This is a genomic window from Streptomyces lunaelactis, assembly GCF_003054555.1.
GTDB lineage: Bacteria > Actinomycetota > Actinomycetes > Streptomycetales > Streptomycetaceae > Streptomyces > Streptomyces lunaelactis.
This window is the reverse complement of sequence record NZ_CP026304.1, coordinates 1,916,994-1,930,081: the sequence shown is the minus strand read 5'-3', so window position 1 is coordinate 1,930,081 and position 13,088 is coordinate 1,916,994. Positions and strand designations below refer to the sequence as shown.

At 72.4% G+C, this 13,088-nt stretch carries 12 protein-coding genes; 9 read left to right on the top strand and 3 right to left on the bottom strand.

What is annotated here, in order from left to right:
* Nucleotides 1-5 precede the first annotated feature (5 nt).
* A complete protein-coding gene (locus SLUN_RS08595) occupies nucleotides 6-1,286 on the bottom strand; it encodes a DUF1015 domain-containing protein (RefSeq protein ID WP_108147923.1) in 1,281 nt (426 codons plus the stop codon).
* 72 nt (nucleotides 1,287-1,358) lie between these two features.
* Here SLUN_RS08595 and SLUN_RS08590 point away from each other — a divergent pair, with 72 nt between their 5' ends.
* The 4 genes from SLUN_RS08590 (at nucleotide 1,359) to SLUN_RS08575 (ending at nucleotide 5,593) form a co-directional block, all read left to right on the top strand.
* A complete protein-coding gene (locus SLUN_RS08590; protein WP_108147922.1) occupies nucleotides 1,359-2,387 on the top strand; it encodes an HAD hydrolase-like protein in 1,029 nt (342 codons plus the stop codon).
* 107 nt (nucleotides 2,388-2,494) lie between these two features.
* A complete protein-coding gene (locus SLUN_RS08585; protein ID WP_217502481.1) occupies nucleotides 2,495-3,544 on the top strand; it encodes a FecCD family ABC transporter permease in 1,050 nt (349 codons plus the stop codon).
* Nucleotides 3,545-3,656: 112 nt separating this feature from the next.
* Complete coding sequence (locus SLUN_RS08580; RefSeq protein ID WP_108154606.1) at nucleotides 3,657-4,691, top strand: FecCD family ABC transporter permease; 1,035 nt, start codon at nucleotides 3,657-3,659, stop codon at nucleotides 4,689-4,691.
* Nucleotides 4,692-4,753: 62 nt separating this feature from the next.
* Nucleotides 4,754-5,593, top strand: coding sequence for an ABC transporter ATP-binding protein (locus tag SLUN_RS08575; RefSeq protein ID WP_108147920.1), 840 nt, complete (start codon nucleotides 4,754-4,756; stop codon nucleotides 5,591-5,593).
* Here SLUN_RS08575 and SLUN_RS08570 read toward each other — a convergent pair.
* On the bottom strand, nucleotides 5,541-5,888 hold the full coding sequence (locus SLUN_RS08570; RefSeq protein WP_108147919.1) for an SCP2 sterol-binding domain-containing protein: 348 nt from the start codon (nucleotides 5,886-5,888) through the stop codon (nucleotides 5,541-5,543). The genes SLUN_RS08575 and SLUN_RS08570 overlap by 53 nt on opposite strands.
* 180 nt (nucleotides 5,889-6,068) lie before the next feature.
* Here SLUN_RS08570 and SLUN_RS08565 point away from each other — a divergent pair, with 180 nt between their 5' ends.
* From SLUN_RS08565 to SLUN_RS08545, 5 genes are all read left to right on the top strand, one after another.
* The gene (locus SLUN_RS08565; RefSeq protein WP_108154605.1) at nucleotides 6,069-6,344 is read left to right on the top strand and encodes a hypothetical protein; all 276 of its coding nucleotides are present in this window, start codon (nucleotides 6,069-6,071) and stop codon (nucleotides 6,342-6,344) included.
* Nucleotides 6,345-6,351: 7 nt separating this feature from the next.
* Nucleotides 6,352-7,167 carry a TlyA family RNA methyltransferase gene (locus tag SLUN_RS08560; protein WP_108147918.1) on the top strand — a complete coding sequence of 272 codons (816 nt, stop codon included), beginning with the start codon at nucleotides 6,352-6,354 and terminating at the stop codon, nucleotides 7,165-7,167.
* Entirely contained in the window at nucleotides 7,164-8,093 is a 930-nt protein-coding gene (locus tag SLUN_RS08555) for an NAD kinase (protein WP_108147917.1), read from the top strand. Before SLUN_RS08560 ends, SLUN_RS08555 begins: the two co-directional genes overlap by 4 nt.
* Nucleotides 8,094-8,419: 326 nt before the next feature.
* Complete coding sequence (gene recN, locus SLUN_RS08550; RefSeq protein ID WP_108147916.1) at nucleotides 8,420-10,147, top strand: DNA repair protein RecN; 1,728 nt, start codon at nucleotides 8,420-8,422, stop codon at nucleotides 10,145-10,147.
* Nucleotides 10,148-10,305: 158 nt separating this feature from the next.
* Nucleotides 10,306-11,391 (top strand): glycosyltransferase family 4 protein, encoded by a 1,086-nt coding sequence (locus tag SLUN_RS08545; protein WP_108147915.1) that lies wholly within the window; start codon nucleotides 10,306-10,308, stop codon nucleotides 11,389-11,391.
* A 36-nt stretch (nucleotides 11,392-11,427) separates the two neighbouring features.
* Here the strand turns inward: SLUN_RS08545 and SLUN_RS08540 are convergent, their stop codons facing one another.
* On the bottom strand, nucleotides 11,428-13,053 hold the full coding sequence (locus SLUN_RS08540; RefSeq protein WP_108147914.1) for a PucR family transcriptional regulator: 1,626 nt from the start codon (nucleotides 13,051-13,053) through the stop codon (nucleotides 11,428-11,430).
* Nucleotides 13,054-13,088: the final 35 nt, after the last annotated feature.

Here is a 13,088-nt window from a genome sequence, read left to right as displayed (position 1 = left end):
CCGCGTCAGTCCAGCGCGAGGCTTCTCAGGACCAGGCCCGTCGCCGGCTTCGGGCCGAACGACGTGGACTTGCGGGGCATGGTGACACCTTCTCGCGCGAGTTCCCGTACGACCTCTTCCCGTACCGGATGCATCAACACCGCTGTGCTGTCGTTGCGTTCCGCGTGGGTGACGGCCGCCTCGGTGTCATGGATGTAGGCGATGTGCTCCGGGGTGTCCGGGATCCGCCAGATATGGTCCAGGAGCGTGGAGTGGAGGACCGTGGCGTCGAGCGTGCGCCACGCCTCAGGGCGGTCGGCGCGGATCGTACGGGACAGGAGCTCCGGGTCCGGGCGGTCGACGAGGTGGAATCCGCCGTCGCCCGCGAGCAGAAAGGCATTGCCCTCGGCCGCCGCGTCCGCGAGAGCGTCCAGCGCCAGCGGAAGCGGGCCGTCGACGCGCTTGATGCGGAAGGAGCCGGACAGGGCGGCGATCGCCTCGGAGACGGGAAGCCGGTGCAACAGGCGGTGGATCGAGCGGACCTGCAGCGGATAGCGGGCCGTGTCGATCAGCAGGACCAGGCCGTAGTTCCACGGACCGGGCGAGGGATGCTCGGCGCGCAGCCGCAGATATGTCGCCCAGCGGTGGTGGCCGTCGGCGATCAGGGCCTGGCGGTCGGCGAGATCGGCGCGGATCTCGGAAAGCTCGCCGGGATCCGTCACCGACCAGAGGCGGTGGCTGAAGCCGTCCTCCGTGGTGGTGGCCAGGAGCACGGAGCGCAGGATGGTCCGCTCGATGACGGCCGTCGTACCGGCCGCGTTGCCCGTGCTCCGGTACGTGAGGAGCAGCGGCTCCAGATTGGCGGCTGTCGTACGCATCAGAGCCGCGCGGTCCGCGACGATGTCCGGCATCACGTCCTCGTGGGGGAGGACGACACCCTCGGACGGTTCGGACAGGGCGAGCGCCCCGATGATGCCGCGCTGCAGGATGTCGCCCCTGCGCTGCTCGTACACATAGAGCGCGGGCTCGGCGTCCGGGGCGAGGACGCCCTCCGAGAGCCAGCGGTCGAGGGTCTCGGCGGCCTGCTGGTTGCGGGCTTCGGCGGTGGTCGCCTGGGGCAGGATCAGCCGGACGATGTTGTGGGGGTCCGCCGACTCCAGGTGGAGCAGACCGTCGGGCCTGACGACCACGTCGTACGGCGGTGAGGTCACGGCGGCGAGGCTGCCGATCCGCTCGGGGACGTAACGCAGTCCACGGAACGGGATCAGATGCAGACCTTCATTGGCCGCGGGACCTTCGGTGTTCATTCGAGCATCGTATGTGGATCGCGGGGATGAGCGATGATCGGGGGAGTGACGGTGAGCGAGGAGCGGAAACGTATGAGTCAGCGGAGCAGGACCCGGCCGAGCGGCAGCGCTACGGCGCTGAGCAGCGCGTATGACACCGCGCTGCTGGATCTCGACGGAGTGGTGTACGCGGGTGGCGAGGCGATCGCGCACGCCGTGGAGTCGCTCCTGGTGGCGCGTGCGGGCGGTATGCACCTTGCGTATGTGACGAACAACGCGCTGCGGCCGCCCGAGACCGTGGCCGCGCACATCACGGAGCTCGGGGTGCCGGCGGATGCTGCTGATGTCATCAACTCCGCGCAGGCGGTTGCCCGGCTGATCTCCGAGCAGGTGCCGGCCGGCTCCCGGGTGCTGGTGATCGGCGGCGATGGACTGCGCGTCGCGCTGCGCGAGCGGGGGCTCGAGCCGGTGGAGTCCGCCGACGATGATCCGGCGGCGGTGGTGCAGGGGTACGGCGGTCCCGACCTGCCCTGGGGGCGCTTCGCCGAGGCCTGTTACGCGATCGCGCGCGGTGTGCCGTGGTTCGCCTCCAACACGGATCTGACGATTCCGAGTGCGCGGGGGATCGCGCCCGGCAATGGTGCGGCCGTGGAGGTCGTACGGATCGCGACGGGGGCTGAGCCGCAGGTGGCCGGCAAGCCGCTGCCGCCGATGCACAAGGAGACGATACTGCGGACCGGTGCGAAGAAGCCGCTGGTGGTCGGGGACCGGCTGGACACGGACATCGAGGGTGCGTTCAACGGTGGAGTGGACTCGCTGCTCGTACTGACCGGGGTGACCGACGGCGCGCAGCTGCTGGCGGCGCGGCCCGAGCACCGGCCGACGTATGTGGACGCCGATCTGCGCGGGATGCTGAGCGGACAGCCCGAAGTGGCCGAGGCGGAGGGAGGATTCGGCTGCGGGGGCTGGACCGCTTCCGTACGGGACGAGGAGCTGGCGCTCGACGGCGAGGGTGATCCACTGGACGGGCTGCGGGCCTTGTGCGCGGCGGCCTGGACCCAGGCAGGGGACGGCGTCTGCGAGCTGGAGGCGGGCAAGGCGCTGTCCCGGCTGGGGCTGTAGCGCCGTCCTCGCCGGGCTCGGGCGTCTGCCTGCGGGCGTCTCTCCGCGGGCTTTTCCCAGCAGGCGACTCGAGGCGCGATGCGAGGCTAGGCTAACCTAACCTCGTGTTGGTCGACAGTCCTCCCGAACAGAGCGCGGAGCCGATATCCGCACCCACACCCCGTAGGCGCCACGCACTGCGCGCCACGGGGTTGCTGGTGTCCGTCGGCATCCTGCTGCTGGTCTGCGTCGCGAGCATCGCCGTAGGTGCCAAGTCGATGCCGCTCTCCGACGTGTGGCACGGCCTGTTCCACAACTCCGGCGCCGGCAATGACGTGATTGTGCACGATGTGCGCGTACCGCGGACCCTGCTCGGTCTGCTCGTCGGCGCGGCCCTCGGGCTCGCCGGCGCGGTGATGCAGGCGCTGACACGCAACCCGCTCGCGGAACCAGGCCTGTTGGGCGTCAACGCGGGAGCGTCGGCCGCCGTCGTGTCCGCCATCAGCTTCCTCGGCGTCACCTCGCTCACCGGCTATGTGTGGTTCGCGTTCCTCGGTGCGGCCGTCGTGTCCGCACTCGTGTACATCCTCGGCGGCAGCCGCGGCGCGACACCGGTACGGCTCGCGCTCGCCGGGACTGCCGTCTCCGCCGCGCTCTTCGGCTACATCAACGCCGTACAGCTGCTGGACGCGGCCGCGCTCGACCGGATCCGGTTCTGGACGGTCGGCTCGCTGGCCTCGGCCGACATGGGGACCATCGGCAAGGTGGCGCCGTTCATCGGCGTCGGCGTGCTGCTGGCGCTGCTGCTCGCACGGCCGTTGAACGCGATGGAGATGGGCGACGACACCGCCCGCGCGCTGGGCGCGCATCTCAACCGCACGCGCATCCTCTCGATGCTCGCCGTCACCCTGCTGTGCGGGGCGGCGACCGCCGCCTGCGGGCCGATCGTCTTCATCGGCCTGATGATCCCGCACCTCGTACGCAGCATCACAGGACCGGACATGCGGTGGATCCTGCCGTACGCGACGGTGCTCTCGCCCGTCCTGCTGCTGGGCGCGGACGTCGTCGGCCGGGTCGTCACCCGCCCCGCCGAGCTGCAGGTCGGCATCGTCACCGCGCTGATCGGCGGGCCCGTCTTCATCCATCTCGTACGCCGCAAGAGGATGGCCCAGCTGTGAAGGCCGTGCTGTGTCCCGGGGGACGCCGCACCCGAAAGCGGCTTCGCCACGGGCCGGATCCCCGGCAGGACAGACAGCTCCGACGACCTGCCCGGCACGTCATGCGAGGGACATCCCAGTGAAGGCGATACGCACCCCCGGCGGGCTCTCCGTCCGGGTCGATCCCCGGGCGGCCGTCGCCGTCCTGCTGCTCGCCGCGGCCACCGCGGCCACCGCGGTCGTACTGATCGGCAGCGGCGACTTCCCGATCTCGCCCGGCGATGTGATCGCCACGCTCCTCGGGAACGGCACTGCGGCACAGGAGTTCATCGTCCAGGACCTGCGGCTGCCGCGTGTGCTCGTGGGACTGCTCGTCGGTGCCTCGCTCGCCCTCAGCGGAGCGATCTTCCAGTCCATCTCCCGTAATCCGCTGGGCAGTCCGGATGTGATCGGCTTCGGGCAGGGCGCGACCGTCGGCGCGCTCAGCGTGATCGTGCTCTTCCACGGCGGGGCCGCCGCCGTGTCGGCCGGTGCCGTTGTCGGTGGACTGGTCACCGGACTCGGCGTCTATGTGCTGGCCTGGAAGCGCGGCGTGCACGGCTATCGTCTCGTCCTCGTCGGCATCGGCATCGCCGCCATGCTCACCGCCGTCAACCACTATCTGCTCACCAAGGCCAGCCTGATCGACGCCACCCGGGCGACGCTGTGGATGACCGGCTCGCTCGACGGCCGCGACTGGGCCCAGGTCTGGCCGCTGCTCGCGACGTGTGCCGTCCTCGTACCGCTGGTGTTCGTGTACGGGCGGCCGCTGCGGATGCTGGAGATGGGCGACGATGCCGCGTACGCGCTGGGCGCGCCGGTCGAGCGCACCCGCCTGGTGCTGATGAGCGTGGGCGTCCTGCTCATCTCGGTCGCGACGGCCGCCGCCGGACCCATCGCCTTCGTCGCGCTGAGCGCACCGCAGCTGGCCCGCCGGGTGACCCGCGCGCCCGGTCCGAACCTCGCCGCGTCGACGGTCATGGGCGCCGCGCTGCTGCTGGTCGCCGACTGGACCGCCACCAACGCCTTCGGCGAGCGGCAGTTGCCGGTCGGTGTGGTGACCGGGGTGCTCGGCGGCTGCTATCTGCTCTGGCTGCTGGTCACCGAACGCAAGGCGGGACGCATATGAGCCCCGCGAGGCAAGCGAAGCCCGTTGCCGCCGGACCATCGGAATCCAGGAGTACGACGACTATGCAGCGCCTCACCGCGGAATCGGTCACCCTCGGCTACGACCAGCGGATCATCGCCGAGAACCTCTCGGTGGAGATCCCTGACAACTCCTTCACGGTGATCGTCGGCCCGAACGCCTGCGGCAAGTCGACCCTGCTGCGCGCCCTGTCACGGATGCTGAAGCCGTCCCAGGGGCGGGTCCTGCTGGACGGGCAGGTCATCCACTCGCTGCCGGCCAAGAAGGTCGCCAGGACCCTCGGCCTGCTGCCGCAGTCGTCGATCGCGCCCGACGGGATCACGGTCGCCGATCTCGTCGCGCGCGGCCGCTATCCGCACCAGGGGCTGCTGCGCCAGTGGTCGCCCGAGGACGAGCGGATTGTCGAGGAGTCGATGGCCGCGACCGGAGTCGGCGAGTTGGCAGAGCGTTATGTCGATGAATTGTCCGGCGGGCAGCGGCAGCGCGTATGGATCGCGATGGCGCTGGCCCAGCAGACCCCGCTGCTGCTGCTCGACGAGCCCACGACATTCCTGGACATCCAGCACCAGCTCGAGGTACTCGATCTGTGCGCGGAGCTGCACGAGACGCAGGGACGGACGCTCGTCGCCGTACTGCACGACCTGAACCAGGCCGCCCGTTACGCGACACACCTCATCGCGCTGCGGGAGGGAAGGGTTGTCGCCGAGGGCGCGCCGGCGGACGTGGTCACCGCCGAGCTGGTCGAGCAGGTCTTCGGGGTGAAGAGCCAGGTCATCGACGACCCGGAGTCCGGGACGCCGCTGGTGGTGCCGGCGGCCCGGAGGCGTACCGCTACAGCAGCGTCCGCAGGCGCAGCAGATCGCGGAAGCCGGCCTCGAGTCTGACCCGGCCCGAGGCCCAGGCCTTGGCGAAGTTCAGTTCGCCGTTCACCATCGCCACCAGGTCGTCGCCGCTCATCGCGAGGCGGATCTGAGCCCTTTCGGGGGGCGGACCGGGGAGCGTGTCGGCCACCTCGATCCGGCCGTCCTTGAGACGGCCGGTGAACGTGATGTCCAGGTCCTTGATGTGGCAGCTGAGGGAACGGTCGAGCGCGGCCGCGCTCCGTACGTCGCCGTCCGCCTGTGCCAGGTTGTCCGAGAGTTTGTCGAGCGCGCTGCGGCACTCTTCCGTCGTCGCCATCGTGATCGACGGTACCTCAGGGCTTCGCGGTAGCGTCTTGGCATGAGCGACTCGATGCCGGGCCCGGAGATCCAGGACCAGGGGATCCATGTGCAGGGAACGCAGGGCGAGCCGGAGCGCCCGGAGAACCCGGAGCGCCCCGAGACCCCGGAGAACCCGGAGCGGGAGCGCGCGGAGGCCCTGAGTCCTGAGGCCGGGGGCGGGCAGCCGCCGGCGGCCGGCCGCGAGGCGTACGACCCCGCCGCGCCCGCACCCATCGGTGTACAGCGGGTGCCGACCGGCGACGCCGGTGTCGACGCCCAGCTGGAGCGTCTTGCCGACGCCGACCACCTCCCGGCGGACGGACACCTCGAGGTGTACGAGGATGTACACCGGGGGCTGCGCGACACGCTGACCGCGCTCGACGCACGCCCGGGTCCCCCGGCGCCCTCCGCTTCGTACGACAACAGGAGCTGAACCGAACGTGGCAGGAGTGGCCCGCCGCCGTCTCGACGCCGAGCTCGTACGCCGCAACCTCGCACGCTCGCGCGAACACGCGAGCCAGCTGATCGCCGCGGGGAGGGTGACGGTCGGCGGCAACACCGCGACCAAGCCCGCCACCCAGGTCGAGACCAGAGCCGCCGTCGTCGTCACCTCCGACGGCAGCGACCCCGACTACGTCTCGCGCGGCGGGCACAAGCTCGCCGGAGCGCTGGCGGCCTTCGTGCCGCTCGGGCTGAAGGTCGAGGGCCGGCGGGCGCTCGACGCGGGCGCGTCGACCGGCGGCTTCACGGACGTACTGCTGCGGGCGGGTGCCCGTCAGGTCGTGGCAGTCGATGTCGGATACGGACAACTCGCCTGGTCTCTTCAGAGTGATGAACGCGTGAGGGTCAAGGACCGTACGAATGTGCGCGAGATGACCCTGGAGACGATCGACGGTGAGGCGGTGGACCTGGTGGTGGGGGACCTTTCCTTCATTCCGCTCGGGCTCGTCCTGCCCGCACTCGTCCGGTGCACCGCGCCCGGCGCGGACCTGGTGATGATGGTCAAGCCGCAGTTCGAGGTGGGCAAGGAACGCCTCGGCAGCGGTGGGGTCGTACGCAGTCCCGAATTGCGCGCGGACACGGTACGGAACGTGGCGCGCAAGGCGGCGGAGCTCGGTCTCGGTGTGCTGGGCGTCACCGCCAGTCCGCTGCCGGGACCCTCCGGGAATGTCGAGTATTTTCTCTGGCTCCGGGCCGGAGCGCCCGAGCTCGATCCGGCGGATGTCGACCGTGCAGTTGCGGAGGGACCTCGTTGACCACGACACCAGCAGCCACGCCAGAAGCCACGTCAGCACGCACCGTTTTCCTGCTTGCGCACACCGGCCGGCCTGCGGCGATCCGCAGCGCCGAACTCGTCGTACAGGGGCTGTTGCGCAGCGGCCTGAGGGTACGCGTACTGGAGGCGGAGGCTGCTGATCTGCCGCTGCCGCCGTCCGTCGAGACGGTCCGCGAGGCCAATCCCGGCGTACTCGACGGCTGTGAGCTGCTGATCGTGCTCGGCGGCGACGGGACGCTGCTGCGCGGCGCCGAGTTCTCCCGCGCTTCCGGGGTGCCGATGCTCGGCGTCAACCTGGGGCGGGTGGGCTTCCTCGCCGAGGCCGAGCGGGACGATCTCGACAAGGTCGTCGACCGGGTCGTCACGCGCGCCTACGAAGTCGAGGAGCGGATGACCGTCGATGTCGTCGTGCACAACAACGGCGATGTCGTGCACCGGGACTGGGCGCTGAACGAGGCCGCCGTGCAGAAGGTCTCGCCCGAGCGGATGCTGGAGGTCGTGCTCGAGATCGACGGGCGTCCGGTGACCGGTTTCGGATGCGACGGCATCGTCTGCGCGACGCCGACCGGCTCGACCGCGTACGCCTTCTCGGCCGGCGGTCCGGTGATCTGGCCGGAGGTGGAGGCGCTGCTGATGGTGCCGATCGGGGCGCACGCCCTGTTCGCCAAGCCGCTGGTGACCTCGCCGACGTCGGTGCTCGCGGTGGAGGTGCAGCCGCACACGCCGCAGGGGGTGCTGTGGTGCGACGGGCGCAGGACGATCGAACTGCCACCGGGCGCGCGGGTGGAGGTACGGCGCGGGGCTGTTCCGGTGCGGCTGGCGCGGTTGCACCACGCGTCCTTCACGGACCGGCTGGTGGCGAAGTTCGCGCTGCCGGTTTCGGGTTGGCGCGGCGCGCCGAGCTAAGCGGCCCCGGGGAAGTCCGGGCGGCGTCGCGGGCCGATGGCTGTCGCCTGGCTGCGTTGTCGTCAGTCGCCGACGCTCCGCGTGGACTCCTTCCTCCGCCTTGCCAGACTCGGCCCTCGACCCGCTCCTTCACCCACCCGGACTTCCCCGACACCGCTTAGGCCGTGTCTGGCAAATGGCGCCGTCCGCCGAGGGTGTGGGCGGGGCGCGGGTGAGGGGCCGGTGGGTGCATATGTCCGTCCCGTGCCCCGGAGAGTGAATCGGCGACCGGGGCCCGTCGCACAGCGGGCCCCGGACCTCGTAAGGTCGTGTCCGTGTTGGAGGAGATGCGGATACGGTCGCTCGGTGTCATCGACGACGCGGTCGTCGAGCTGTCACCCGGTTTCACCGCGGTGACCGGTGAGACGGGCGCGGGCAAGACCATGGTCGTCACCAGCCTGGGGCTGCTGCTCGGCGGGCGCGCCGACCCCGCCCTGGTGCGGATCGGTGCCAAGTCGGCGGTGGTGGAGGGGCGGATCAGTGTGTCCGCCGGCGCCCCCGCCGCCGTACGGGCCGAGGAGGCCGGGGCCGAGCTCGAGGACGGCACCCTGCTCATCAGCCGGACCGTTTCCGCGGAGGGGCGCTCGCGCGCCCACCTCGGGGGGCGGTCCGTGCCGGTGGGCGTGCTGGCCGAGCTGGCCGACGAACTGGTCGCCGTACACGGACAGACCGACCAGCAGGGGCTGCTGCGGCCGGCGCGGCAGCGGGCGGCGCTCGACCGGTACGCGGGCGGTGCGGTCACCGGGCCGCACGCCAAGTACGCGGCGGCGTACCGGCGGCTGCGGGCCGTGTCCGTGGAGCTGGAAGAGCTGACTACGCGCGCACGTGCGCGGGCGCAGGAAGCCGATCTGCTGCGCTTCGGGCTGAACGAGATCGCGCGCGTCGAGCCGCGGGCGGGTGAGGACGTCGAACTCGCCGCGGAGGCGGAGCGGCTCGGCCACGCGGAGGCGCTTGCCTCTGCCGCGTCGGTGGCGCACGGCGCGCTGGCGGGCAACCCCGAGGACCCCGAGGGCGTCGACGCGGCGACCCTGGTCGCGGGCGCGGGGCGGGCGCTGGACGCCGTGCGCTCCCACGATCCGGTGCTGGCCGCGCTCGCCGACCGGATGGGCGAGATCTCCATCCTGCTCGGCGATGTGGCGGGCGAGCTCGCCGGGTATGCGGACAATCTGGACGCCGATCCGCTGCGGCTGGCCGCGGTGGAGGAACGCCGGGCGGCGCTGACCGTGCTGACGCGCAAGTACGGCGAGGACGTTGCCGCCGTACTTGCCTGGGCGGAGGAGGGCGCGGACCGGCTCACCGAACTGGACGGCGACGACGACCGGATCGGCGAGCTGGCGGCGGAGCGGGACGCGCTGCGGGGCGAACTGTCCGGTCTGGCTCAGGCGTTGACCGACGCGCGTACGGAGGCGGCGGCGCGGTTCGCCGACGCGGTCACCCAGGAGCTGTCCTCGCTCGCGATGCCGCACGCGCGGGTGTCCTTCGACGTTCGCCAGACCGAGGCCGTCGAGGCGGCCTCGGGCGTCGAGGTCGGCGGCCGCTCGGTGGCGTACGGCCCGTCCGGCGTCGACGAGGTCGAGCTGCTGCTGGCCCCGCATCCGGGGGCGCCGCCGAGGCCGATCGCCAAGGGGGCGTCGGGCGGTGAGCTCTCGCGGGTGATGCTGGCGGTCGAGGTCGTCTTCGCGGGGACGGACCCGGTGCCGACGTATCTCTTCGACGAGGTCGACGCGGGCGTGGGCGGCAAGGCGGCGGTGGAGATCGGGCGGCGGCTCGCGAAGCTCGCGAAGTCGGCGCAGGTGGTGGTGGTGACGCACCTGCCGCAGGTGGCGGCGTTCGCGGACCGCCAGCTGCTGGTCGAGAAGACGAACGACGGCACGGTGACGAGGAGTGGCGTCACGGTCCTCGAGGGGGAGGACAGGGTGCGGGAGCTGTCGCGCATGCTTGCGGGCCAGGAGGACTCCCAGACGGCGCGGGCCCACGCGGAGGAACTCCTGGCGACGGCGCGGGGGGACGGGTAGGGGTTGCCCTCATCGCCGCCGCCGCGTACGGAGACGAGGTCACCGGCCCCGCGGGATCACCCATGTGAGTGATCCGGCGTCCGGAGTCCCAGTTCCGGACACGGGCACGATGCCTCGACGGTGCCGGAACGTGCGTACGGACTGGCATCCTTGGCCGAGTGACACAGCTGCGTACGGTCCAAGTGCTGGGCGGCGGCAGTGCGGGCAGCTGCGCGCACGTCAGGTCGCTGGCCGCGGGACTGGTGGCGCGCGGCGTGCGGGTGACGGTGTGCGCCCCCGCCGAACTGGAGCACGCCTACGACTTCCCCGGCGCCGGGGCCCGGTTCGCACCCGTACCGCGGCGCAGCGACCCGGCGGCCGTCGGAGCCCTGCGCGCGGCGTGCGCGGGCGCGGATGTGGTCCACGCGCACGGAGTGCACGCCGCCGCACGCGCCACGCTCGCGCTGAGCGGGCAGCGGGTACCCCTGGTCGTCACCTGGCACACGCGGGCGCACGACGACGGCGCGCGGGGCCAGGTGCTGCGCCTGCTGGAGCGAAGGGTCGCGCGGGCGGCGGCGGTTGTGCTCGGTACGTGCTCCGAACTGGTCGACCGGGCCCGAAAACGGGGCGCGCGCGACGCTCGCCTCGCACCGGTCGCGGTGCCGGCGCCCCGGGGGCGGCCCGGCGGCGCGGAGGGCAAGGCGCGTGCGGAACTGGGCGTCGCCGACCGCCCGTTGCTGATGGCCGTCGGCAGCCTGGTGCCGCACCGGGGCTACGGAACCCTGCTGGACGCGGCCCGGCAGTGGCGCGACCTGGATCCCGTGCCGCTGCTGGTGATCGCGGGGGAGGGGCGGCAGCGGGGTGCGCTTCAGCGCCGTATCGAGGCGGAGGGGCTGCCGGTGAGGCTGGTGGGCCGCAGGGACGACATCGGCGAACTGCTCGCGGCGGCGGATGTGGCGGTGCTGCCGAGCCGCTGGGAGGCGCGGTCGCTGCTCGCGCAGGAGGCGCTGCGGCTGGGCGTCCCCCTGGTCGCGACGGCGGTCGGCGGAGTCCCTGAACTGGTGGGCGACGCGGCGGAGCTCGTTCCGTACGGCGACGCGGGGGCGCTGGGGGACGCGGTGGCGCGGCTGCTCGGGGATGCGGCGCGGCGGGAGGAACTGGTGGCGGCGGGGCGGGCGCAGGCGGCGACGTGGCCGACGGAGGACGAGACGATCGCGCTGGTGCTGAGCGTGTACGACGAGGTGGCGGCGGGGCGGGTGCGCTGAGGACGCGGGCTTTCCGCTGCCCGGGGCGGACACGGCTCAGGGCAAGAGCCTCCGGGCGCGTAGCGCCAGGCTCAGGGCCAGCACCGTCTGGGGGTCGTCCAGGTCAGTGCCCAGGAGTTCCGAGATGCGGGCCAGGCGGTTGTACAGCGTCTGGCGGTTGAGGTGGAGTTCCCGTGCCGTCTCCGCCTTGCGGCCCGCGTGGGTCAGATACGTCTCCAGCGTCGGGAGCAGCGCGGGACGCGAGGTGCGGTCGTGGTCGCGCAGCGGGCCGATCGCCCGGTCCACGAACGCCGCCAGGTCCGGGTGGTCCCGCAGGCGCCACAGCAGCAGGTCCGTGTCCAGCCGGCGCGCGTCGTACCACGGGAGCTCCGACAGGCCCTGCGCCGCCGTCGCCGTCTCCGCGGCGTGGCGCAGGCCCGCCGACGCCGCCGCCCAGCCGCCCGCCATGCCCACCACCACGACCGGCGGATGCGCCCCCGCCCTCTCCAGGCCGGCCCGTTCCACACCCGCCCGCAGCGCCGCCGCGACCCGGTCCGCGACCGCCGTGCGTTCGGACTCGGAGCGCAGACCCAGCAGCAGCGGCACGCGGCCCTCCACCGGGCGAACGCCCAGCAGCACCGGCACGCCCACCGACGACAGTTCCTCCAGCACGGCCCTGGCCAGCAGCGCCCAGTTGCCCGAAGGGGACAGCTCGGCGGCCAGGCGCATCACCACCGGCAGCAGCGGTCCTTCGCCCGGTTTGAAGCCCAGCACCCTCGCCTGCGCCGGTGCGTCCTCCGCCGTGATGCGGCCCTCCGCCAGGTCCGTCAGGAAGTCCCCGCGGCCGCGCGCCGCCAACTCCTCCTCCTGGCGCGCCTGCATCAGTACGACCGCGAGCAGCCCGGCCGCACGCTCCGCCGCCATCCGGTGCACCGGGAGCAAGGGTGAGGCGACGGCCAGCAGCACCAGCCGGGCCCGTACCGAAGCCGCCCCCTGCCCGCCGCCGGGGACGTCCACCAGGACCGCGCCGACCGGGAGAGACTCCCGCGCCGCCCGCTGGCCACGCATTCCGTCCCAGACCTGGAGCGGATCCGCGCCGGCCTGCCCCGACTCGGACCCGGCCGCGAACAGCAGCTGCCCGTCCGCCGTCTCCAGGAAGACCGGGTTCGCGGTGAAGTCCGCGAGGATACGCAGCACTTGGGGCACTCCGCCCCCGTCGAGCAGCACCTCCGTACACCGCCGGTGCACTTCCTCCGCCTGACGCAGCAGCGCGTAGTGCCCGTTGACGATCTCGGTGTGGACCTCCTCCGTCACCGAGACGAAGGGGACCTCACGGTGCAGCTGTACGAGCGGCAGCCCTGCCGCCCGCGCCGTATCCACGATCGTCGCCGGCAGCCTGCTGAAGCGCGGCCCCAGCTCCACCACCAGCGCGGCGATCCCGCGGTCCGCCAGCTGCCGTACGAAGGCGCGCTGTTCGGCCGGCCGGGTGCCGAGCCCGAGACCCGTGGTGAGCAGCAGCTCGCCGCCCTTGAGGAGCGAGGCGATGTTCGGCACCTCGCCCGCGTGCACCCAGCGCACCGTACGGTTCAGCCGCTCCGCGCCGGCGACGACCTCCGGCAGTCCGGCCCGCAGTCCGGGCAGCTCGAGCGCCCGCTGCACCGTGATTCCACCTTGGGTCTCCACTGACTCTCGCCTCGCGATCACACACCGGCCGGACG